The organism is Roseivirga seohaensis (assembly GCF_001592945.1).
GTDB classification, from domain to species: Bacteria; Bacteroidota; Bacteroidia; order Cytophagales; family Cyclobacteriaceae; genus Roseivirga; species Roseivirga seohaensis.
Genome location: NZ_LRPB01000003.1, coordinates 71,890 through 94,575, shown reverse-complemented (window position 1 = coordinate 94,575; position 22,686 = coordinate 71,890). Strand labels below are relative to the sequence as shown.

Annotated in this window: 25 protein-coding genes; 13 read left to right on the top strand and 12 right to left on the bottom strand. The window is 39.3% G+C overall.

What is annotated here, in order from left to right; translation table 11 throughout:
* Positions 1-66 precede the first annotated feature (66 nt).
* On the top strand, positions 67-1,116 hold the full coding sequence (gene thiL, locus AWW67_RS02300) for a thiamine-phosphate kinase (protein ID WP_062299973.1): 1,050 nt from the start codon (positions 67-69) through the stop codon (positions 1,114-1,116).
* Here the strand turns inward: thiL and AWW67_RS19240 are convergent.
* Entirely contained in the window at positions 1,090-1,842 is a 753-nt protein-coding gene (locus tag AWW67_RS19240) for a J domain-containing protein (protein WP_062299972.1), read from the bottom strand. The two genes, thiL and AWW67_RS19240, sit on opposite strands and share 27 nt — an antisense overlap.
* Positions 1,843-1,973: 131 nt before the next feature.
* Between AWW67_RS19240 and AWW67_RS02290 the strand changes: the two genes are divergently transcribed.
* Positions 1,974-2,825, top strand: coding sequence for an aminotransferase class IV (locus tag AWW67_RS02290; protein WP_062299970.1), 852 nt, complete (start codon positions 1,974-1,976; stop codon positions 2,823-2,825).
* Here the strand turns inward: AWW67_RS02290 and AWW67_RS02285 are convergent.
* The 5 genes from AWW67_RS02285 to AWW67_RS02265 all read right to left on the bottom strand — a co-directional run bounded on the left by AWW67_RS02285 (position 2,800) and on the right by AWW67_RS02265 (position 6,966).
* The gene (locus AWW67_RS02285) at positions 2,800-3,093 is read right to left on the bottom strand and encodes a hypothetical protein (RefSeq protein WP_053225153.1); all 294 of its coding nucleotides are present in this window, start codon (positions 3,091-3,093) and stop codon (positions 2,800-2,802) included. The genes AWW67_RS02290 and AWW67_RS02285 overlap by 26 nt on opposite strands.
* A 161-nt stretch (positions 3,094-3,254) precedes the next feature.
* Complete coding sequence (locus AWW67_RS02280; protein ID WP_053225152.1) at positions 3,255-3,617, bottom strand: hypothetical protein; 363 nt, start codon at positions 3,615-3,617, stop codon at positions 3,255-3,257.
* A 25-nt stretch (positions 3,618-3,642) separates the two neighbouring features.
* A complete protein-coding gene (locus tag AWW67_RS02275; RefSeq protein WP_053225151.1) occupies positions 3,643-4,368 on the bottom strand; it encodes an RluA family pseudouridine synthase in 726 nt (241 codons plus the stop codon).
* Positions 4,368-5,948 carry a peptide chain release factor 3 gene (locus tag AWW67_RS02270; RefSeq protein ID WP_062299968.1) on the bottom strand — a complete coding sequence of 527 codons (1,581 nt, stop codon included), beginning with the start codon at positions 5,946-5,948 and terminating at the stop codon, positions 4,368-4,370. Before AWW67_RS02270 ends, AWW67_RS02275 begins: the two co-directional genes overlap by 1 nt.
* A gap of 103 nt (positions 5,949-6,051) precedes the next feature.
* Positions 6,052-6,966 carry a lysophospholipid acyltransferase family protein gene (locus AWW67_RS02265; protein ID WP_062299966.1) on the bottom strand — a complete coding sequence of 305 codons (915 nt, stop codon included), beginning with the start codon at positions 6,964-6,966 and terminating at the stop codon, positions 6,052-6,054.
* A 217-nt stretch (positions 6,967-7,183) separates the two neighbouring features.
* Here AWW67_RS02265 and AWW67_RS02260 point away from each other — a divergent pair, with 217 nt between their 5' ends.
* From AWW67_RS02260 to AWW67_RS02245, 4 genes are all read left to right on the top strand, one after another.
* Positions 7,184-7,804, top strand: a complete 621-nt coding sequence (locus AWW67_RS02260; RefSeq protein WP_062299964.1) for a hypothetical protein — start codon at positions 7,184-7,186, stop codon at positions 7,802-7,804.
* A gap of 166 nt (positions 7,805-7,970) precedes the next feature.
* Positions 7,971-9,887, top strand: coding sequence for a molecular chaperone DnaK (gene dnaK / locus AWW67_RS02255; protein ID WP_053225147.1), 1,917 nt, complete (start codon positions 7,971-7,973; stop codon positions 9,885-9,887).
* 126 nt (positions 9,888-10,013) lie between these two features.
* Positions 10,014-10,565 (top strand): TetR/AcrR family transcriptional regulator, encoded by a 552-nt coding sequence (locus AWW67_RS02250; protein ID WP_062299962.1) that lies wholly within the window; start codon positions 10,014-10,016, stop codon positions 10,563-10,565.
* Positions 10,566-10,608: 43 nt separating this feature from the next.
* Positions 10,609-11,112, top strand: a complete 504-nt coding sequence (locus AWW67_RS02245; RefSeq protein ID WP_053225145.1) for an acyl-CoA thioesterase — start codon at positions 10,609-10,611, stop codon at positions 11,110-11,112.
* 150 nt (positions 11,113-11,262) lie between these two features.
* Here AWW67_RS02245 and AWW67_RS02240 read toward each other — a convergent pair whose 3' ends face one another.
* From AWW67_RS02240 to AWW67_RS02230, 3 genes are all read right to left on the bottom strand, one after another.
* A complete protein-coding gene (locus tag AWW67_RS02240; RefSeq protein ID WP_141655361.1) occupies positions 11,263-11,637 on the bottom strand; it encodes a hypothetical protein in 375 nt (124 codons plus the stop codon).
* A gap of 198 nt (positions 11,638-11,835) precedes the next feature.
* Positions 11,836-12,066: a cytochrome b5 domain-containing protein gene (locus AWW67_RS02235; RefSeq protein WP_062299980.1), complete on the bottom strand. Its 231-nt coding sequence runs from the start codon at positions 12,064-12,066 to the stop codon at positions 11,836-11,838.
* 59 nt (positions 12,067-12,125) lie between these two features.
* The gene (locus AWW67_RS02230) at positions 12,126-12,836 is read right to left on the bottom strand and encodes an RDD family protein (RefSeq protein WP_062299958.1); all 711 of its coding nucleotides are present in this window, start codon (positions 12,834-12,836) and stop codon (positions 12,126-12,128) included.
* 44 nt (positions 12,837-12,880) lie between these two features.
* Between AWW67_RS02230 and AWW67_RS02225 the strand changes: the two genes are divergently transcribed.
* Genes AWW67_RS02225 through AWW67_RS02195 form a run of 7 tightly spaced genes read left to right on the top strand, consistent with a single transcriptional unit; the run spans position 12,881 to position 19,343 of the window.
* A complete protein-coding gene (locus AWW67_RS02225; RefSeq protein WP_062299956.1) occupies positions 12,881-13,858 on the top strand; it encodes a stage II sporulation protein M in 978 nt (325 codons plus the stop codon).
* Positions 13,827-14,729, top strand: coding sequence for a DUF7847 domain-containing protein (locus AWW67_RS02220; RefSeq protein WP_062299954.1), 903 nt, complete (start codon positions 13,827-13,829; stop codon positions 14,727-14,729). The genes AWW67_RS02225 and AWW67_RS02220 overlap by 32 nt, the downstream gene beginning before the upstream one ends.
* On the top strand, positions 14,713-15,429 hold the full coding sequence (locus AWW67_RS02215; RefSeq protein WP_062299953.1) for a DUF4129 domain-containing protein: 717 nt from the start codon (positions 14,713-14,715) through the stop codon (positions 15,427-15,429). The genes AWW67_RS02220 and AWW67_RS02215 overlap by 17 nt, the downstream gene beginning before the upstream one ends.
* Complete coding sequence (locus AWW67_RS02210; protein ID WP_062299952.1) at positions 15,426-16,631, top strand: DUF4350 domain-containing protein; 1,206 nt, start codon at positions 15,426-15,428, stop codon at positions 16,629-16,631. The genes AWW67_RS02215 and AWW67_RS02210 overlap by 4 nt, the downstream gene beginning before the upstream one ends.
* 3 nt (positions 16,632-16,634) lie before the next feature.
* Entirely contained in the window at positions 16,635-17,612 is a 978-nt protein-coding gene (locus tag AWW67_RS02205) for an AAA family ATPase (protein WP_062299947.1), read from the top strand.
* Positions 17,612-18,943, top strand: coding sequence for a DUF58 domain-containing protein (locus AWW67_RS02200; RefSeq protein ID WP_062299945.1), 1,332 nt, complete (start codon positions 17,612-17,614; stop codon positions 18,941-18,943). Before AWW67_RS02205 ends, AWW67_RS02200 begins: the two co-directional genes overlap by 1 nt.
* A gap of 7 nt (positions 18,944-18,950) precedes the next feature.
* Entirely contained in the window at positions 18,951-19,343 is a 393-nt protein-coding gene (locus tag AWW67_RS02195; RefSeq protein WP_260311261.1) for a hypothetical protein, read from the top strand.
* 8 nt (positions 19,344-19,351) lie between these two features.
* Here AWW67_RS02195 and AWW67_RS02190 read toward each other — a convergent pair whose 3' ends face one another.
* The 3 genes from AWW67_RS02190 to AWW67_RS02180 form a co-directional block, all read right to left on the bottom strand.
* Positions 19,352-20,533, bottom strand: coding sequence for a CehA/McbA family metallohydrolase domain-containing protein (locus AWW67_RS02190; RefSeq protein ID WP_062299941.1), 1,182 nt, complete (start codon positions 20,531-20,533; stop codon positions 19,352-19,354).
* A 555-nt stretch (positions 20,534-21,088) separates the two neighbouring features.
* Entirely contained in the window at positions 21,089-21,418 is a 330-nt protein-coding gene (locus AWW67_RS02185; RefSeq protein ID WP_062299940.1) for a hypothetical protein, read from the bottom strand.
* A 12-nt stretch (positions 21,419-21,430) separates the two neighbouring features.
* Positions 21,431-22,567, bottom strand: coding sequence for a formimidoylglutamase (locus AWW67_RS02180; protein WP_062299938.1), 1,137 nt, complete (start codon positions 22,565-22,567; stop codon positions 21,431-21,433).
* Positions 22,568-22,686: the final 119 nt, after the last annotated feature.

Here is a 22,686-nt window from a genome sequence, read left to right as displayed (position 1 = left end):
TACCTGATACCTGATACCTGACTATTGACTAAAATAGTATCTTTGCGACCGAAACGAGGAAAAGCCATGTCAGAAAGTAGAACAGAATTATCTCAACTAGGTGAATTTGGATTGATCAATCGATTAGCCGAGGGAATTAGCACACAGAACCACAGTACTGTGACGGGTATTGGAGACGATGCCGCGGTAATCAATACTGGTGATCAGTATGGTTTATTAGCAGCCGATATGCTGGTAGAAGGAGTGCATTTTGATTTATCTTATGTGCCGTTACAGCATTTGGGCTACAAAGCCATTTCGGTAAACGTGTCTGATATTGCTGCCATGAATGGTAAACCAGAACAGGTAACCGTTTCTTTAGGCTTGAGCAATCGTTTTTCGGTAGAAGCCATTGAAGCCCTTTACGAAGGGATGAAAGCAGCTGCCAAAGCATTTCAAGTAGATATTGTGGGCGGAGATACCACCACTTCAAAAAGTGGACTGATCATTTCTATTTCGGTTTTTGGTAAGGTGGAGAAGGAAAAAGTAGCCTACAGAAAAGGAGCGAAAGTTGGCGATATTCTTTGCGCTACTGGCGATTTGGGAGGTGCCTTTATGGGGCTTCAGGTAATGGAACGAGAAAAGCAGGCTTTTATGGCCAATCCAAATTTGCAGCCGCAATTAGAAAACTACGAGTACATTGTTCAGCGCCAGCTAAAACCTATTGCCAGAATGGATATTATTCATGAATTGGCTGAGTTTGGTGTAGTACCTACTTCTATGATTGATATTTCGGATGGACTGGCTTCGGAGTGTTTGCATTTGAGCACTCATTCGGGCGTAGGTATTCAGGTTTATGAAGATAAAATTCCGATCGACCGACAGACTTATGAAACTGCAGTGGAGTTTAATCTCGACCCAATTACTTGTGCACTGAATGGAGGAGAGGATTACGAATTGCTTTTCACCATTAAGCAAGAGGATTACGAAAAGTTAGAAAAACACGAGGACATCCATTTTATTGGCCATACGCAAGAGTTAACTAAGGGGAACAGATTGGTAACTAAAAACAATAATTTGGTGGAATTAAAAGCTCAGGGCTGGAATCATTTAAGCGGCCAAAAGGAAGATAACTAAGGTAAGGCTGAAAAAGCAGCCGATAATGGCAGCATTAAATTTTCGTTCGGGTTTTGTGTTGGGAATAATTCCGAAAATTCCAGCCAGCAACACAAGCCCCGCCATAAAGAATATCATTGAAGGAGTATTATAGGTGAATTGAAATCGTGTTTCGCTTGCCCTTTTGTATTTGAGGAAACCATAAATGTGGCTCTTTTTCATTTCAAGAATTTCACCCGCATAAATTGAGCTTCCATAAGTTACAGTCTTAAAGCTGCCGGCTGTGGTTGCCACATTCATAAAATAACGACCGCCATTTCTACCACTGTAATCACTCACTTCGGCATATTCAACTTCTACATTGCCTAAATTGCGTTGAACGAAGAAGTCAAAGAAGAAGGTTAAACTGAAAACCAGCGCTAATGCACATAATCGCGTGCTTTGTTTAGCATAGATTTTAAAATTGGTAGGAACGGGCTGAGGTTCAGTCTGGTAATACTGCCTTTGGGCGGGTTCTTCAAAATCTTCGAAATTGATAATTATCGTTCCGCTGTCATAATGCAATCGGGCTTCTGCATCGCCTAAAACTTCATAAGCTTCTTTCACTTCTTGAAAAACAGCAACAGCTTCCGGGGATGGGTTTACATCGGGGTGAAGCTCAAGTGCTTTTTGTCGATATGCCTTTTTAATTTCTTGCTGATCAGCGTTTTCGGTAACCCCCAATATTTGATAGTAGTCTTTAGCCATTTCAGCAAATCGAGCAATTTTTCTTTAATCTATAATTTTTCGGGCTAACGGCTGATACCTCATTAGTTTTTCTGCAATGGTAAGACTCAGTTTTGAAAATTTAGACATATTTGCTCCATAATTTTTCAGTTATGCAAGCGATCCAATTCTTCAACGGTAAATTTGTTCCAAAAGAGTCAATTACCTTTTCAATTGATGATGTAGGCGTATTACGCGGTTTCGGAATTTTCGATTATTTCAAAGTGTATAATGGAGCGCCTGCTTTTATGGAGGCTCATTTAAACCGTTTTGAAAGCTCTGCGCTTTTGTTGGGAATGGAAATTCCTTTCTCTCGAAATGAAATAGAAACTGCCATTTTTAAGATTATTCAGCACAATGAGTTTCCCCTTTCGGGCGTCAAAGTGTTAATGACGGGTGGTGCTTCGCCCGATGGTTTTTCGGCTGGAAAACCCAATTTAGTAATTACCAATACGGCAGTTTCGGAAACGAATCCATCGTTTTATGCAGAGGGAGTGAGTTTAATGACACATCAGTTTACCCGCGAAATGCCCCAAGTGAAAACCACCAATTATGCTACCGCAGTTCGGTTAGAGCCCATATGGAAGCAGAAAGGGCATATTGACGTGCTTTATCATGATGGCCATTATATCAGTGAGGTTTCGCGCAGTAATGTGTTTTTAGTAGAAGGAAACAAACTGATTACAAATGAAGAAGGCGTTTTGCCTGGGATTACCCGAATGAATGTGGTGAATTTGGCTCCTCAGCTTGGTTTCGTAGTTGAAGTAAGGCCAATTGCTTTATCAGAGGTTTTGGCAGCTCAAGAAGTTTTTATAACAAGCACAAATAAAAAGGTAATGCCTGTGGTAAAAATTGATGATCAAGAAATTGCTGACGGAAAAGTAGGAGCTAAAACGAAACTACTGATGGAAGGCTACGCTAAGCTATTAGCTGAAGAAACTAAGCAACCGTCATTTCAAAACTGATTACATCTAAAAGTACATCCATGATTTGCGCAGGCAATTGCTTTTTTACTTCCTTATAGCGGTAGTTAATAACATGGCCATCTTCAAGCTGAAAAGCGATTCTTCCTGTTTGTTCACGACTTTCAAAAATCAGGATTTCGAGCACGGTATTGTCAATGCCATTGCTATAAGTATTATTGATTCTCCATGTTAAACCTGTCCTCATGTCCGAAAGCTTGGTCAGCAGGCCGCGCACCATGTTTCTTGTTTCTTCCGCAATTTCCCCCATACATCAATTTAATGGAATATATTGAAAAGAGAACGAAGAATTTGAGGATTGGTTATGAAGCGCTATAGCCTATAAACCCTCCAAAAGTTGAAATAACAATATTGACAATGTTAAATCACCTAGTCAAATGCTAAAAGGAGAACTTTTGGAGGGTTCGAGATTTAATCTTCAGGATAAGGGATAAAAAGGAAGTTGGTGAACTCCTGATCTACTACGAAAAGGCAGCAAAATTCATCAGGATCTTTGTAAGCCTTTTTGAACGCCTCTTCATCTTCTACCAGTTTGCGCTGCACAAATTCATCTAAGTAGGTAATAGAGTAGTTCCAAGTAGTGTTCATTTCATTCTTTCCTATTAATAGTTGCCCAACAGAGATGTCGGTTTTAGAAATAGGGAAGATTGGGAATTCAGAGAACCCCCTCTTTTTTACTTGGTAAGCCGCTTCTTTCAATGTATCGGCCACCAGCACAAAATCCTTGGTAATAGTGCCCAAGTATTTGCCGTTTAATTCTGGATCGTTCTGCATGTTTTAAAATTGGCTTTTGTATTAATTAGTAAATTTTATCTACGTTTTTGTCCTTGATTTTGATCTTCTCTAAGGTTAGGAATTGCTCCCAAAACTGATCGTTAGGCAAACCAGCGCGGATGATCAAAGGCTCTTTTTTTATTGGGTGCTCAAAATAAAGTCCTTTGGCATGTAGGTTAATGCTTTTATCTGGATTCGGTTTAGAAAAACCATAACGCAAGTCGCCACGGATAGGGCAGCCCAACTCAGAAAGTTGAACCCTAATCTGATGCGGACGACCAGTAATTGGTTTTACTTCAATCAGGTAATGATCGTTCAATTTACCTAAAACCTTAAAATCAAGTTCGGCTTTTTGCGAACCTTCTTCTTGGTAATCGTAGGCAGTGGTAATGTTTTTAGAAGGGTCTTTTTTCAACCAACTGATTAATTTCCCTTCGGGTTGTCTTGGTTTTCTTTTCACCACAGCCCAATAGGTTTTTTGCACTTTTCTGGTTGAGAAAAGTTTGTTCATTCTTTCCAGTGCCTTTGAGGTACGAGCAAAAACCACAATTCCACTTACTGGCCTGTCTATTCTATGAACCACGCCTAAAAACACGGCCCCAGGCTTATTGTATTTCTCTTTTATGTAGTCTTTGCAGTAGTCTACCAATGGCTTGTCGCCAGTGTTATCACCTTGAACCAGTATTCCAGCAGGTTTATTAACAATCAGCAGGTGATTGTCTTCATAGATAGGTTGAACTATTTTTTCCATTAGAATTCGCTAGTAAAGTGAAAATCAATTTCAGGAAAATTATCCTGAACCATTTGTAGCCAAGCCCTTGATTCGGCCATAAACACCAACTTACCATCTTTATCTCTGGCAATATGGCGCTGTTTAGAATCAATAAAGGCATCCAGTTTTTTAGGGTCTTTTGAAGAGAACCAACAGGCCTTATGTACCTGAATTGGCACAAAGTCGGCAGAAGCTCCATATTCGTTTTTCAATCGGTATTGAATTACTTCAAACTGAAGCTGTCCTACTACACCCACTGCTTTTCTAGACCCTAATTCATAACTGAACAACTGCGCAACACCTTCATCCATAAGTTGGTTCAAGCCCTTTTCAAGTTGCTTGGTTTTCATGGCATCGCGGTTAATTACTTCGCGGAAAATCTCTGGAGAGAAGCTAGGAATGCCTTTGTAAGTACCTTTTTCTCCTTCAGAAAGCGTATCCCCAATTTTGAAGTTGCCGGTGTCGTACAAGCCTATGATGTCACCTGGCCAAGCCTCGTCAATGGTTTCTTTATCCTGCGCCATAAAAGCGGTGGCTTGCGAAATCCTAAACTTCTTATCCTGACGGGTATGGTAATAATTGCTTCCTCTTTCAAATTTACCTGAACATATTCTCAAGAAAGCAATTCGGTTTCTATGCTTTGGATCCATGTTGGCATGTACCTTAAAGATAAAACCTGTAAACTTTTCTTCTGTGGGTTCAACCAGTCTTTCGTCAGTACTTCTGGCCAGTGGTTTGGGTGAAATTTTAAGGAAAGTGTCTAAAAGCTCTTTCACTCCAAAATTATTCACGGCAGAGCCAAAGAATACAGGAGCGATTTCTCCATTCAAATAGGCGTCTACATCTAAGTCGCCATATAAATCTTGAAGAAGCTCAACATCTTCGCGAAGCTGGTTCGCGTCTTTTTCTCCAATATATTTTTCTAAATCGGGGCTGTTAATGTCCGATAATTTTACGGTTTCCTCGTAGAGTCTTTGCTTGCTAGGTTGAAAAAGTCTTAAGCTTTTGTCGTAAAGGCTGTAAACCCCTTTAAAGTTTTTTCCGATACCGATTGGCCAACTGAGCGGATGAACATTGATGTTTAAGCGGCCTTCAATTTCTTCCAATAAATCGTAAGGGTCTTTGCCTTCTCTATCCATTTTATTGATGAAAGAAATCACAGGCGTGTTACGCATACGGCAAACTTCCATCAGTTTTTCTGTCTGGATTTCCACACCCTTTACGCAATCCACCACCATCACAACAGAATCAACTGCTGTTAATGTTCGGTAAGTATCTTCGGCAAAATCTTGGTGACCAGGAGTATCGAGTAGGTTCACCTTCATGCCTTCATATTCAAAAGCCATTACAGAAGTGGCCACAGAAATACCTCTCTGCTTTTCTATCTCCATCCAGTCGGAGCGCGCGTGCATATCGATTTTGCTGGATTTTACAGCTCCAGCCTTCTGAATTGCTCCACCAAAAAGAAGTAGTTTTTCAGTCAGAGTAGTCTTTCCCGCATCGGGGTGACTAATAATTCCGAAAGTTCTTCTTTTTGCTATCTCCTCCTTTAAACCCATACGCTTTTTGAATTAAGCTGCAAAGATAAAAGAAAAAGTGCGAGGCACATGCTCTTTACTCAATGTATGGAGGTCAGAATTCTTGACCAACGGCAGGATAGCTTTAAACCTTAATTTCAGCCAATTGATCTTTAACTGTTTTGGCTTCATCTAATTCTTCTGGCTTTCGCTTTCTTTTCCAGCGCTTGTGCGTCCAAAGCCAGTATTGAGGATCTTCAATAATTTGTTTTTCTAGGCACTTGGTGTGCGCCTCTGTGATTTCGCCATGCTTACATAAAGTAGGTTCGTCAAAAAGTAATTCAAGCTCGAATTCATAATAGCCGCGCTTTACTTTCCGAATACCGCCATAAACCACAGGGTAGTTTTTTTCTTTGGCGAATTTTTCAACCCCAAACATTACCGGAGTGTCCTGATTCAAAAAGCGAGTCCAATATACCTTCTTGGCTATACTAGGCGATTGATCTGATCCAAAAATCGTTGTGGTGAGTTGATTGTCATTCGCAAAAAAGGATTTTACTTCTGGACGTGAGATAAGCTTCAAACCAAACTTGCATCTCGATTTTAACACTTTATTGTCTATAAACTTGTTCCCCAGTTTGTGGTATATCGCCACGCTTTGATGTTCAATATAATGGTCGATGCCAACGGCCAGCATTTCCCAATTGTTATAGTGGCCACCCACAATAATCACACTTCGGTTGGCATCAGCAAACGGTTTTAAAATTTCAGGGTTGACAACCTTGAAACGAGCCAATGTTTCTTCTTCAGTAATACTGAAATTCCGAAAACTCTCAAATAGGAAATCTGTAAAGTGACTGTAAAATTTCTTTCTAATTTCCTTAATCTCCTTTTCGGACATATTTGGAAAAGAGTTTTTGAGGTTAGTGGTCACCACTTTTTTTCGATAGCCAAAAATTCTATATATAAAGAAGCATGAAATATCGGAAATCACATAAGTGAGCCGCAATGGTAATAGCGATACTGGCTTAACAAAGAGGTAATAAAAAATAGCAGCCATATTTTTCTGTCATTTGTTTAGCAAGTTAGGCATTCAGAGCGTAGTCAGGAAAATATGGTTCAAAATCTGAGTTTAGGTCAAAATAGGTGTAGGCTATTTGAAAGCAACCTGCAATTATTGATTGTTGTATTAGTTGGTTTTAGAGATTAATAGTTTTAACTTTTGTTCGAAAATATTTAATCATATTTATTGTATAATAAAAGCCTAACCTTACCTCATGAGCACAGTACAATTGAATTTTGTTAACAAATCCAACGATCAGAATAACTCAGAGATCGTTATTTTTCAGAAAAACGTAGCCGCAGACTTCGATGAAATTGCAGTAGCATGGAAAGTTATTAAGAACTGTGGTCAAGGAGATTACCATCCTTTTACTTATTCAAGTTTATATCAAGTAGCCATGAGCGATAGTTACGGAAACTATACTCCAAAATTATCTGCCATGCCTGGGCAGGCTTTCGAAATGGTTTTGGCACCTTCTGGTGATTTAATTCAATACTCAGGTCCAGCCACTGCAGCAAATCAAATTGTGCTTAAAAATTCTCTTCAAAAGGGAGCCGTGAGTGGTTATGTTTATAGAGATGGGAGTGTGGCTGCTTTGAAATCAAATATTGTTCCTGCTCAACAAGCAGCTTTTGAATTCAAACCAACAATTTTTATTGGAGTAGCTTCTCAAATCACTCAAGGTCAAATCATGAATTCGGCTATCATTAGTAGTATTAATACAGAGATTTCACTTTTAGGCATTGCCTCTGCCGATATTGTAATGACAGGTGGCGGATATGGAGCGAATGCTACTCCTTTTACCTTCACTTTGGAAAACGTTGAGATGGCTTAAAACTGGTTTTGGCCTTGTAAAACAGAAGTCTAGTCAGTCGGCTAGACTTTTTTTGTGTCCGTTTCTGTCATTGTGTCACCAAATGTCAGGCTAATTCCTTTGGCACAACCATTGATAAATACGGAGTGAGTTTAAATAGCAACAGAAAAGAAATCATTTATACATCATGGGAAAAATTATTGGAATTGACTTAGGAACTACCAACTCGTGCGTTGCCGTAATGGAAGGTAATGAGCCTGTGGTAATCCCTAATAGCGAAGGTAGAAGAACAACTCCGTCTATTGTGGCATTTTTGGACAATGGTAACGGAGAGCGTAAAGTGGGTGACCCTGCGAAGAGACAGGCGATCACTAACCCTAAAAATACTGTAAGCTCTATTAAGAGATTTATGGCAAAGAAATTCTCGAATGTTTCTGAAGAACTAAGAGGTATTTCATACGAAGTTGAAAAGGGGAATAACGACACCGTAAGAGTAAAAATCGGTGATAGAATGTATACTCCTCAAGAGCTTTCTGCAATGATTCTTCAGAAAATGAAGTCTACTGCCGAAGATTATTTAGGAACAGAAGTATCAGAAGCAGTAATTACTGTACCTGCTTACTTTAACGATGCTGAGCGTCAGGCTACAAAAGAAGCTGGACAAATTGCTGGTTTAGAAGTAAAGAGAATTATTAACGAGCCTACTGCAGCAGCTTTAGCATATGGCTTGGATAAAAAAGACAAAGACCAAAAAATCGCAGTGTACGATTTAGGTGGAGGTACTTTCGATATCTCAATCTTAGAATTGGGCGATGGCGTGTTCGAAGTGAAATCTACTAATGGTGACGTTCACCTAGGTGGTGATGACTTTGACCAAGTAATCATCGACTGGTTGGCAGATGAGTTCAACAAGGACGAAGGAATTGATTTGAGAAAAGATCCGATGGCACTTCAGAGATTGAAGGAAGCTGCGGAGAAAGCAAAAATCGAATTGTCTTCTTCTAACTCTACTGAAATCAACTTGCCATACATTATGCCAGTTGACGGTGTGCCAAAGCACTTGGTAAGAACATTGTCAAGAGCAAAATTCGAGTCTTTAGCAGACAACTTGGTAAAAAGATCAATGGAGCCAGTGAAAAAGGCTTTGTCTGATGCAGGTTATAGCACTGGAGATATTGATGAAGTAATCTTGGTAGGTGGTTCTACAAGAATCCCTAAAATTCAGGAAGTAGTAGAAGCATTCTTCGGTAAAAAACCTTCAAAAGGTGTAAACCCTGATGAGGTAGTAGCGATTGGTGCAGCTATTCAAGGTGGTGTATTAACTGGTGAAGTAAAAGATGTATTGTTACTTGATGTAACGCCTCTTTCACTAGGTATCGAAACCATGGGTGGCGTGTTCACTAAATTGATTGAGTCGAACACTACTATTCCGGCCAAGAAATCAGAGGTTTTCTCTACTGCTGCCGATAATCAGCCTTCTGTAGAAATTCACGTATTGCAAGGTGAAAGACCAATGGCGAAAGACAACAGAACGATCGGTAGATTCCACTTGAGTGATATTCCACCAGCACGAAGAGGTGTACCTCAAATCGAAGTAACATTCGATATCGATGCCAATGGTATCATGAGCGTTTCGGCTAAAGATAAAGGCACAGGTAAAGAGCAGAAAATCAAAATTGAGGCTTCTTCTGGTTTAACAGAGGAGGAAATCAATAAAATGAAGCAAGAAGCTGAGGCCAATGCTGAGTCTGACAAAAGGGAAAAAGAGAAGGTTGAGAAATTGAATACCGCTGACTCATTGATTTTCCAAACAGAAAAGCAATTAGAAGAATATGGCGACAAGCTTTCAGAAGGCAATAAAAAGCCAATCGAAGAAGCCCTTGCTAATTTGAAAACTGCTCACGGAAGTCAAGACATTGCCGGTATTGATGCCGCAATGGAAACTTTGAACAAGGCTTGGGAAGCTGCTTCTCAAGAAATGTACGCTGCGAGCCAAGGAGCTGACGCTGCAGGTGCGCAAGGTGGAGCAGATGCAAATACTGGTGCCAGTGACGATTCAAAGTCAGGTGATGTATCTGATGTAGAGTACGAAGAAGTTAAGTAGTACTCGATTTAATATAAATGAGAAGCCAACTGTTGAAAAACGGTTGGCTTTTTTTGTTTTATTGGAGTGGAGGAAAATAATTTTTGAATCACTAGACTAATCGGTCTATTTTTATTTACTTTGAACATGCTATCGACAAAGGACAAGCTTATTCAGGTAACCGCAGGATTAATCCGGAGAAAGGGTTATTCCGGAACGGGTATTTCTGAAGTGCTGAAAGAAGTGGGTGTACCTAAGGGTTCGCTATATCACCATTTCCCTGATGGTAAAAACGGGCTTATTCGCCAAGCCATTCAATATGGAGGCGAAGCACAAATGCTTAAGTATGGTGAGGCATTAAGGGGCAAGCCTGCACTAGAAGGACTGTCGGCAATGGTAGATGTTATGATTAATGATTTGCTTGAATCAGACTACAAAGACGCTTGCCCGATTACTGCAGTAGCAGTTGTGGCCACTTCAATGGATGAAGATATTCGTTTGGCATGCGAGAATATCTTCAAAGGCTGGCAAGAAAATTTGGCAGGTTACTTAGAACGCAGAGGAGTATCTAAAGCCAACCAAAAAGCAGAGCAGTTATATGCAATGTTTGAAGGTGCTTTTGTTTTAAGCCAAGCACATAAGGACGTTAAATACCTTAAAAACCAGAAAATATATATTCCTATTATTCTGAATAGCTAAAAATTTTTTAACTCAAAATTAGACAGACTGGTCTATTAATGTTATGATGAAAGAATTAATTAAAGAACCCGAAAGTCAAGTATTGGTTCGTTTTCAAGATTGCGATCCTTATGGTCATCTCAATAACTCTAAGTATTTAGATTATATGTTGAATGTTAGAGAAGACCATCTCATCAATACTTATGATTTCAATGTTTTTAAAATGGCCAAAGAAGAAGGAAGAGCCTGGGTGGTGGGGCATCACGAAATGACCTATGTTAGGCCAGTTTTTGTCATGGAGAAAGTGATTGTGCAATCAAGGCTGATTGATTATACCGAAAAGTACGTACAAGCCGAAATGGTAATGTACGACCTTCATAAAACACATGTAAAAGCCGTGTTGTGGACGAAGTTTTTCCACTTTGATATTAAGGCTCAAAGAGGGAAGGAGCATTCAGAAGACCATTTAAAATTGTTTAAAAATTTACTTGTACCTATTGGTGAAGAGAAAATTGAAAAACGTGGGCGTGCACTGACCGAAGAATTGAAGGCAGTGCGTTTTCAGTAAAAGGTACTTTGGTTCTATACTGAGTTAAAGTTTGGCTAAAAAAAGAAAGCCACCCGTTGGGCGGCTTTCTTAACTAAAATTGACCTTATTAAACTAAACTGACTTTGACTTTTCGAATAGTGTCTGTGGTTAGAATGCTCTAGCCAAGACTTATTCTGATATTCTGTAATATTTCTGACCTGGTACCTGAATAAGAAAATCTGCTTGATTGACCAATCTTCTCAGTTCTTCATTTTCAATAGTAATGCCTTGAGCGACCAACTCGTTATTGGCATTAAAAACCTTTACGTAATTAGTTTGTTCAGCCTCAATTTCTGCATAAGCTCTCTCTGTGATTGTTAATCCATCATCAGGAAAGATGCTATCGATTTCAGCTCTTAATTCAGCTTCTTCGATTGATGTTAAGCTTCTGTCAGAAGATTCGTTCGATTTTACTGAACCTGCCTGAAACAATGTGATGACCGCAAGTGCTAGACCTAATAATGCACTTAAATTTTTTTGAGTTTTAACCTTTGAGCTATTCATGACCGTGTTGTTTAAATTGTTGTTTTGATTTTTTCTATTCGACATGCTATTCTTTATCCAATGCACGTGCCATTAAAATTAACTTACTGATAATTAGGGAATTAAAAGAAAAATGTGTTCGTATTTGTAAAAAATGTGTAACGAAAACGTACACAAAGCGGTCACTTATAGCACAGTATTTTGATGAATTGGGCAGGGTTAGGAAGAGAGAATTCCTATAATAGAGAATTTTTCAAACACCTTTTCGGTATGTGGTGCATCGGAAAGTTCATTAGTTAAATCTTGACCAGCCCAATGTTCATAATGCATGCCTTTTTTCCAGAGGCGTGAAGAAGTTACATCATAGATTCGCCCTTGATAAGCCACCCATATTTCAGGTCGGTCTTGACCATTTCTTAGTGCCAATTGTGAAGGGGTGTATGATTTAATTTCCATGGCCAACTCTAGCTGATTTCTTTTTATAGAACACAAAAGCAGTTTTAAGTATTCTACTTCGTCATGTAATAGGTGTGATCTCTTAGTAATGTATACATGAATTTCACCGTAGGCATGTCACTTTGTATGTTGTACTTCTCTTTGATTTTTTCTTCAATGAGCAGCAGAGGTTTTTCTTTGGCTCCATCTCTAAAAACAGATAAAGCATCTTTGATCAAACGGATTTCATGGTCTGTTAACTGTGTAGCTTCGGGTATTTTCGGTACATAGTTTTCATCTACGGTTTCCATTATGATTTTATTTCTGACGTTGGTGGCAGTAATTTTCTTTATTTTCACTACCGTTGTTCCTGCTAAAAGGTCTCCAACACGCTGCCCATTTTTCGTCAAAATAATAAAGACTACCCCAAGCCCTACAATGAAAAAATCTATGGGTTCCATAAGCCACCTGAGAAAATAGGCGCCAAAAGAAGGAACACTTCCGTCCAGTTTTACCACTTTTATGCTCAAGGCTTTTTTTCCTACGGTTTGACCATTAAAAAATACTTCTGAAATTAACCGGTATAAATAGGCCACTATACTCAGCATTACATTCATGGCCACGCTCATTGATATACCGGTTGCTGCTAGTGTTACACTGGTGATAAAGAAAAAGCTGAGAATGATTATGGCATCTAAAACAAAAGCCAAAATTCTATCGCCAATACCAGCAAGCGGATACTCTAATTGAATGTTTTGTGAGGTTTGAATGCTTACCGCTTGCATATGAACTTATATTGAATAATTTTTGACTTAAATACGAATCAAAGATGAGGGAATCCGCTTTCGTAAAAGCAAATATAAGTAAATGGGAAGAGTTCGAAAGGCAAATTTCCTCCAAAGCCAGAAAAGACCCAGATAGGCTTGCGAGTTTGTTTATTCAGCTTACAGACGATTTGGCCTATGCTAAAACGCATTATCCTAAAAGTGATATTACTGTTTATTTGAACAACCTTTCCACAAAAGTTCACCAATACATCTATAAGAATAAGAAACAGAGCTCGGGCCGGTTTGTACGGTTTTGGCAGGTGGAATTGCCCGAAATATTCTGGGTTCATCGCAAAGAGTTCGGTTACTCATTGATCATCTTTTTACTGTCTTCTTTAATAGGCGCATTTTCTGCCGCTCAAGACGATACTTTCGTAAGGCTTATATTGGGAGATAGCTATGTAAATAGAACTTTGGCTAATATTGAGAGCGGAAAACCTCTAGGTATTTATGCTTCTATGGCACAAACAGATATGTTTTTTGCCATTACCTTCAATAACATTCGGGTGTCATTTATGGCCTTTGCTGCGGGTATTGTAGCTTCTGTAGGCACAGGGTTTTTGCTTTTTAAGAACGGAGTGATGCTCGGTTCTTTTCAATATTTCTTTTATCAAAAAGGGCTTTTGCTTACTTCGGTACTTACCATTTGGATTCACGGCACAATTGAAATTATATCTATAGTAATGGCAGGTGGGGCTGGGCTCATTATGGGCAACTCAATGTTGTTTCCAGGTACTTACTCTAGACTTGAATCTTTAAAAAAAGGAGCTTTAACGGGAGCTAAAGTGGTTTTAGGCTTGGTGCCTATGTTTATTATTGCTGGCTTTCTGGAATCTTTTGTTACCCGATTGTTCGGAATGCCAAATGCTTTAAAAGCCGCCATCATTTTAGGATCATTGGCTTTTATGGTTTATTACATAATTATTTACCCTCGAAAACTGTTTAAAAATGGCGTATACACCGCAGATAGAATTTTATAAAAAGCGCCAGTTTGGAGACAAGCTGAACATGACCTTTGTTTTCCTTCGCGAAAACGCGTGGCCGTATCTCAAAGCTCAATTGCTTATATCTGGCCCAATACTGCTCTTATCTAATATTCTGATGAGCCAGCTTTCTTTTGGAATGTTCAATTTTGGAGAACAAGGCTTTTCACCAGACATCATTATAGATATGTTTAGCCTTTATGGTTTGGTGTTGATTTCTGCAGTGGTTACATCTGCAGTTTTACCTGCAGTGGCTTATGGTTATATGAGGGCTTATGAACATAAAGCACCCGTTGACATTCGAATACCAGATGTGACTAAAAACTTGCTTTCAAGAATATTCAATTTATTGGTGTTTAATGTGCTAACTGCCATTGTAGTGGTGATTGGTATGTTCTTTTTCTTCATTCCTGGTGTTTACTTAATGATTGTGCTGTCATTAGGTTCGGCCATTATTGTGTTTGAAGACAACAACCCTATCGATGCTTTTGGAAGGGCTTTTAAATTGATAAAGGATAAATGGTGGAGCACTTTAGGTTTATTGTTCGTTACGGCAATTATTGGCTATGTAATTAGTGGATTGTTTAGCTTACCTAGAACCCTTTTGGTATTTGGGGATGTATTTACATCTGTTCAAGAATCAGGTGACTTTAGTAGTTTGGATGAGTCAAATTTTGGGAGTAATCCATTGAGTATTCTCTTTTCTGTTCTAGAAACTTTTGGAGCTATTCTCACCTACTCTATCAGCTTTTTAGCTTTGGCTTTTCAGTATTTTAATTTAGTAGAAAGAAGAGAATCTAGAGGTTTGATGTCTAGAATTGAGCAAATGGACGATGCCGGAACAACAGAGGATGAAGAGACATATTAAGCTGCTTTTTTTAATTCTTAGCCTACAGTTTTCGTGGGCGGGTTCATCTGCTATGGTAGCTTTACCTCATCAATCTCCACAAACAGAGATAAGGAGTTTTGACGCCCAAAAGCTAGATGAATACAGAAGCGATAAGCGCTTTCAATACGAAGTGTATAAAGCCAAACCAAAGGGCTTTCTGGAGCGACTTTGGGATAGGATTGTAGGTTGGTTTAACAGCTTATTTGGTTCTGCGGTAACAAGCGGAATATTAGAAATTCTATTCTATGGCTTGCTCATTGCGGCTTTCGTATTTTTCATTGTCAAATTAGCAGGTATTCAGCCTACAACTCTTTTTAAGAAAGCTAAATCAGAAGCAAAGCCTTATCAGGTAGATGAAGAAGCGTTACATGAAATTGATTTTGAAACTGAAATTCAACAAGCTATCAACCAAGCGCAGTGGAGGGTTGCGGTGCGCCTCACTTACCTCTATTCCTTGAAAAGAATATCAGATGCTAACCTCATTGCTATTCGCAAGGGAAAAACGAATCGAGAATATCTATACGAATTGTCGGGTCATAAGATAGAAAAGGATTTTGCCAGCCTCAGTTTCCTTTTTGATTACACTTGGTATGGTCATTTTGAAGCCAACGAAACCATGGTTGCTAAGGCCAAAGACCATTTAGAGCGTATTGGAACTTTAAAGTCTTCAAAGAAATGAAAGACAAAAAATACCTGATATTCTTTATTGCCATTATTACCATTTATGTGGTGTACGAAATGCAGAAGCCTAAATCTGAGGATTGGACGGTCACATATCATTACCGCGACCGTATTCCTTTTGGCACTTTCGCTACACACGATTTACTCAAAGATCTTTTCGATCAGGGAGATGTACCTTCGAGTTTTAAAACCATTTATGAACTAGTAGAGCAAGAGGAGGTAGACGATAATTTCTTGGCAATTGCTGGCAATTTGATTTTTGATGATAACGACTTCAATTCGCTTTTAGAGCATGTTGAAAAGGGAAATACGGTTTTTTTAGCAGCACAAGATTTTTCTACTCGTTTTGAAGATTCTTTGCGTTTTGAAGCCTACTTGGAGCAAAGATTGAATCCTTCTGACTTCACCCAAATAGCAAATGAATTGGCAGAAGAAACTAAAACGAGGGTGCGATTTGCCTTGCCAAATGGAAATGAAGAGACTTTCGTTTTCCCCACTTTAACTACGGCAGCTTATTTTTCTAAAGTAGAAAGCGACAGCATTACAGAAATGGCTTGGCGAGAAGATGGCAAACCTGTTCTGCTTAAATATAATAGTGGTCAAGGTAATTTGTATTTGAGCGCCATGCCGTTGGCTTTTACAAATTACTTTGTATTACATGAAGAAACTTCGGCTTTTGCTTCCTCAATGTTGAGCCTTTTGCCTGAAGATGAGCCTTTAATACATATAGAATATTACCAGATGGGTAAACTTGAGTCGCGCTCCGAAATAAGGGCTTTGTTGAGTTACCCTGCTTTAAGGTGGGCCATTTTCATTCTATTGGCTACGGTATTCATTTTCATTTTATTTGAATCTAAAAGAAGGCAACGCATTATTGCAGTGATTCCGCCAGTGAAAAATGCCACCCTTGAATTTGTGAACACACTGGGGCAGCTTTATCATCAACAGAAGAACCATAAAAACTTAGCGCAAAAAAGAATTCTGTTTTGGAAAGATTATGTACGAAGTCATTACATGCTCAGAACAGATAAATTAGACGAGGCTTTTAAACTAGAGCTCACAAGAAAATCTGGCGTTGAAAAGGCAAAGGTTTTTGAATTGGTAGAATTAGTAGAGCGAATAGAAGCAAATGATATGATCGAAGAAGGCGAACTTCTGATGATGGAAAAATTAATGAACGAATTTTACGGAATAGTATAACATATGGAAAATCAAGATACATTCGAAAACAGGGTAGACCTGACAAAACTAAAGGCAGGTGTAGAACAAATCCGTGAGGAGATTGGCAAAGTGATAGTGGGCCAAAAGAAAATGGTCGATTTGATTTTAACCGCTATTCTTGCCGATGGTCATATTCTTTTAGAGGGTGTGCCGGGTGTAGCCAAAACATTGGCGTCTAAGCTGGTAGCGAAGAGTATTGATGTAGATTTTTCTCGGGTTCAGTTTACGCCCGATCTTATGCCTTCAGATGTGCTCGGCACCTCAATCTTCAATGTAAAAACTTCCGAGTTCGAATTCCGAAAAGGCCCTATCTTCTCGAATATTGTGCTTATTGATGAAATCAACCGAGCACCAGCAAAAACCCAAGCCGCGCTTTTCGAGGTAATGGAAGAACGCCAAGTTTCTGTGGATGGAACTACGCATAAAATGGAGGAGCCTTACATTGTTTTGGCTACGCAAAACCCAATTGAGCAAGAAGGAACTTACCGACTGCCAGAAGCGCAACTCGATCGTTTTTTATTCAAAATTGAAATCGGTTATCCTTCACTCGATGAAGAAACAGAAATATTAACCCGCCATGCGGCTAGAAAAGGCAGTCAACTCGAAGGCGTTTCTAAAGTGCTCAATGCGCAGGATATAGCTACCTACCGATCTACCTTAAACGAGATTGTAGTAGACGAAAAACTTCTTAAATACATTGCTGAAATCGTGACTCAGACACGTCATGACCATGCCATTTATTTAGGAGCTTCTCCTCGTGCTTCTTTAGCTCTGCTCAATGGCGCAAGGGCTTTCGCAGCCATTCAGGGACGCGACTTTGTAACACCAGAAGATATTAAATTCTTGGCCTCTCCTGTGCTCACTCATAGAATTATTCTTACACCTGAAAAGGAAATGGAAGGGGTTACTGCCGAAGAAGTAATCAATCAGTTGGTTGCTAAAACTGAAGTACCGCGTTAATGAATTACATCAAGTCTTTCTATCTCACCAATCGTTTTTTTGCCGTAGCAGGGGCTTTGGTGTTTTTGTTTATGGTTGGTTTTGCTGTTCCTGCAGTAGCCGCTATAGCAGAAACGCTCTTCTATCTGGCTTTGGTACTGCTAGTGCTCGATACGCTGCTTTTGTATAAGCAAAAAAGACCATTGATGGCAGAAAGAATAATGACCGAAAAGTTTTCTAACGGAGATGAAAATTCAATTCAGATTATTCTAGAACATCGGTTTCAACAACAAGTATTTATTCAGGTTTTCGATGAATTGCCCGTGCAGTTTCAGATTAGAAATCAGCAATTTAACCTGGCTTTAAAACCTGGAGAGGTCAAGAATATTAATTATTCCCTTCGCCCGGTAAAGCGTGGTGAATATGATTTTGGAATCATTAACGCCTTTGTGTTTACCAAGCTAGGTATTGTGAAACGAAGGTTTCAACTGGGGCAGCCCAAAGCAGTTTCGGTATATCCTTCTTTCATTCAAATGCGCAAGTACGAATTGCTCGCCATTTCAAATCAATTGCAGCAGAGCGGTATCAAGAAAATCAGGCGGATTGGGAATAACATGGAATTTGAGCAAATCAAAAACTATGTAGCTGGAGATGATTATCGGAAAATCAACTGGAAAGCCTCTGCCCGAAGGTCGGAATTGATGATTAATCAATTCCAAGATGAGCGTTCGCAGCAGGTATATTCTGTAATTGATAAAGGCCGAATGATGCAGATGCCTTTTGAGGGTATGAGCTTACTGGACTATGCGATTAATGCCAGTTTGGTGATTTCCAACATCGCCCTGAAAAAAGGGGATAAGGCTGGTTTGGTTACTTTTCAGCATAAAGTGAATTCAGTTTTGCCTGCTTCTTCCAGAAATATGCAGCTGAATTTAATTTTAGAGCATTTATATAAGCAGAAAACAGCCTATAAAGAAAGTGACTTTTCACAGCTCTATATTTCCTTAAAACGGAAGGTAACGCAGCGAAGTCTTATTCTACTTTACACTAATTTCGTTTCGGTTTCTTCCTTACAAAGGCAATTGCTTTACCTCAGAAAAATCAATCAACAGCATTTATTGGTATGTATTTTCTTTGAGAATACGGAAGTCAAGGAACTCATTGAAACCAAAGCGGATTCTTTGGAAGGAGTGTATACAAAGGGAATTGCTGAACAATTGGCTTATGAAAAGAAGCTGATTATGAAAGAGCTTCAGGCCCACGGAATTCATACTATTTTAACGCCTCCAAAAGAGTTGAGCGTTAACACCATTAACAAGTACCTTGAACTGAAATCTAGAGGATTGATCTGATATGGAAATGCGAAAGTACAGAACTGCGATGATTTTAGTGATTGGCATTTTGGTGGCTATTATGCTATGGCAGTCATTTAGTCTGCCTTCCGTTTCCGACCTCAAAGGTGGGTTTACCGAAGTGGCCTTTTACCGTAACGAAAACAATACTGGGCCAGTCGTTCGAGTGTATATCGTTACCGTAGCCGACCCTGAAAGTGCTGAAATGGAAGCCTATGGTAACTATATGCTCCACACCAAATTTGGTAATACTAAAGTGTACTTCTTCCCCGAAGGCAGCCCAACACCAACCGATGTAAGTGGAGGCGATGTCAACTTTTCAGCAGAGTTTAATAGCTCCTACATCGCTAAATACGAGAAGAATGCTTCGGGATTAGTGGTGTTTGAAAAGAAAAATTAGCCGTATAGTTAATGTGAAATCGGCTGCGTCCAGGCCATTTCATAATCACCTTCTTGAAATGGGTTTTCTTTAATTTTTGAAGAGCGAACTCTTGCCCTGACAAAGAGCATTTCTTTGGTCAGTTTAAAAGAGGCTTCGGTGCCATTCACCGTTTCGAATACTTCGCTTTTGTCGCTTCCTTTTCTCACTCCAATAAATTCAATGGTATAGTTCACACCAGCTTCGGCCTTAACTTCCAATTCGATTTCATTTTCCTCTTGTTCTAATGAAGCCAAGGTGACTCCAGTTGAGGCGTAGAAATTTCCAGCCTCCATGGTTTCAATAATAGATTTAGCATCAAGGGATTTACTGTTTACCATCACCCAGCCACGGCCGCTATTGCTGTACTGTCCACCAAACAAATGGTAATTATGACTGTCATCTGTAGCAATGCCATACATCATAGGCTGATTTCTGTTGAGGTAAGCAATGTTGATTTGATCCCACATTTCTTCCATGCCCATTCTAGTGGAATCTCCATAATTGTGCACTTGAGGGTGGCCATTAAATACTTCGAAAAAACGTTCTCCGCGAAGTGATTTCATGTCATCTACCGTAACGGCCCAGCCGAAATTGGGATGGTTAATGTGGGGCATAATAGGCTCTCCAGTGGCTTTTCTTTGTTCCAACACCGCATCAATATTGTTTTGCATTGTTTCGGCCACGCTGTTTCCATGCCTTGGTTGAATGAGTTCCTGCACATTGGTAGCATTCATATGCAATGGTTTTCCGCCATAGCCATCGGTAATTTCTTGAGCCGTTATGATGGCAAATTTTCCAGCTTCTTCAAACAATGGTTTATATTCAGTTTCGGTTTTTAGCTTAACGCTAATGCCCGTGCTGTCCTCTTTATATTCCACCCAATCTTCACCGTATTTCTTCAAGTAATCTTCAAAAGCTTGCTGGTAGATCATGCTTTTCGGAAGCTTTTTCCACTTTTCGGTTCGGGCGATAATGTTGTGTTCCGAAAGCGCAATAAATTGGTAGTCGTTGTTTTTGTACCAATCCAAAACCATTTCTGGAAAACCATCTCCATCGCTCCAATAGGTATGCGTGTGTAAATTTCCTTTGAGCCAATTGGCTTCTTCCTCTTGCTCACAACTTAGAATACTTAGAAATAAAAATAGAGCAACGATATATCTGATTTTCATGACTTTAGTGGCTTGATTTCTATTGAAAATTAAGCATTTGTGATTTAAGACGCTCAACTTACAATGTCATCAAATTGTGAATTCTGAAATATCAGAAGTTGGTATAAGTATTTAAAACAAGGTGATATATGACTAAGTAGAGTGGTTAGGTTTTTAAAAAACAAAACGATCAGTTACAAAATAAATATTGAATATTTATAAATATAAGTAGGGTGTTTTTTACTCAGTGTGTATAACACTCAAACAACAACGGTAAAACCAGCTGTTTCATCATTGTTGAAAAATACCATTTTTATTTTAATGACCCAGCAAAAAGCTCTTTCACAGACGGTGCAAAGAGCTTTTTCATGTTGTACTAACTTTCCAAAAGTTGCTTGATATTTAGAATGAACACTTCATGAATTAACTTTTGGAAAGTTTTTACTGAGGATTATATCAACTTGGCTTGTGTCCTAATCCATTGTTCAGGTAATTCCCCATGCGTAGCATTGGTGTAGTCTTTATAGCCACAAGGAAGGTAAGCTTTCTGACTATTCTATAATTTCAAATATCTCTTTATTTGCTTCTCCTAATTATCGTATCGTTTTCCCAGTCAAATACCATAGGTGTCCCTTTTCTTTCTGGATTCCACCCATCATTCAAAGCTTGCCTAATTATTGACTCTGCATCTTTTGGTTTTAAAACCTTAAGATTCAAGTTTACTACGTTTGGGAATTCTACCCAGAAGGAATTAATATCAGTATTGAAATGAACTTCAATTTTTTGACCCTTTATATCTTCTTTCTCTGCAACAAACACATTGTGCCCATCATTTGGGCTGACAAGCCACTTAAACCGACAATCGTCAATCACTATTGCTCTGGAATGTTTTTTTGATAAGGTCATCTTTTCTAGAAGTTATATCAACTTGGCTTGTGCCCTAATCCATCGTTCAGGCAATTCGCCATGGGTAGCATTGGTGTAGTCTTTATAGCTACAAGGCAGATAAGCTTTTTGGCTGTGTTTAGTGCCGAAGGTAACCAACATCCACCATTTATCGGTCGACTTACTTTTATAAAAAACCATTGTGTCGTCAGTACCTTCTTGTGAAACTACATAACGAGTGTACTCACTAGACTCAAACTTTCCACTGTCCTTCCTATTGTAAAAACCTTCTACAAAGTACCAAAGCATAGTTGCGATAACCGTAGCCGTTTTGCCATGTTGGTCATCTAAATCTGGGCTGAAGCCAGAAATACTGATGGAGCTTAATTTTTCATTCATTCCCGCATACCAACAAAGTTGGCAAGCTTCTTCACCCGTTAGGCCAAAAGGCTGGGCATTGGGGTTGGCAGGCGCATCGGCACTGCGAATAGCAGTGATGTCAAAAGTCATCATGTTGGCCATCCGTACCAAGGGTTCTGCTTCTTGAAAATTTTCACGAAGCTCGCCCAATCGCATGGCTTCGAAATAGAGTTTGTCCAACACGCTCAAATGGTCTTGGCCCACCAAGTAGCTTTGGTGCGCTAAATGATTGTATGAGAACAAGTAATTTGGTGTGTAGGTCAGTATTTTGTCTAAGAAAGTAACGTTTTCATCGCCCTTTGGTTCAAGGTCTAAAGTGGCGTCTATATTTAAAAGAGTAATCAGTTCGGGCAAAGATTCATAGGCCTGAAACTGCCCAAAACTAAGGTCATGCGATCCGCCAATAATCAACGGAAGGATTTTATGTCGGAGTAAAAACTCACAGACTTCTCTTAATCTGTCGTTGGTGTCTTCAAGGCTTTCTCCGCTTTTCAAATTGCCTAAATCGGCAATTCTGTAGTTTCCAGCACCTTTCTTTAGCTGAAAAAACTTGGCTCTAATTTTATCTGCGCCATCACTTTCACCTTCTGCTTCTCCAACACTTCGGTTGTCCGTCAAGCCCACAAGGGCAATGTCACATTGAGTAATATCAAAATTATTGCTACCCGAGGTTTGAACAGAATGACCAACGCTGTTGGCAGGTAATTCTTCAGAAATATCTACGGGACTAAAAAAGAGTTTGAGGTTCATTTAAATGTGGCCTAGTTCAGAAAAATAAAGATAGTTGATTTTAGTCTATTCGGGAAAGTAGAGTAGAAATGTTAAGGCATAAAAAAACCGCTTGCTGAGCGGTTTCTGTTTTCGGGTCT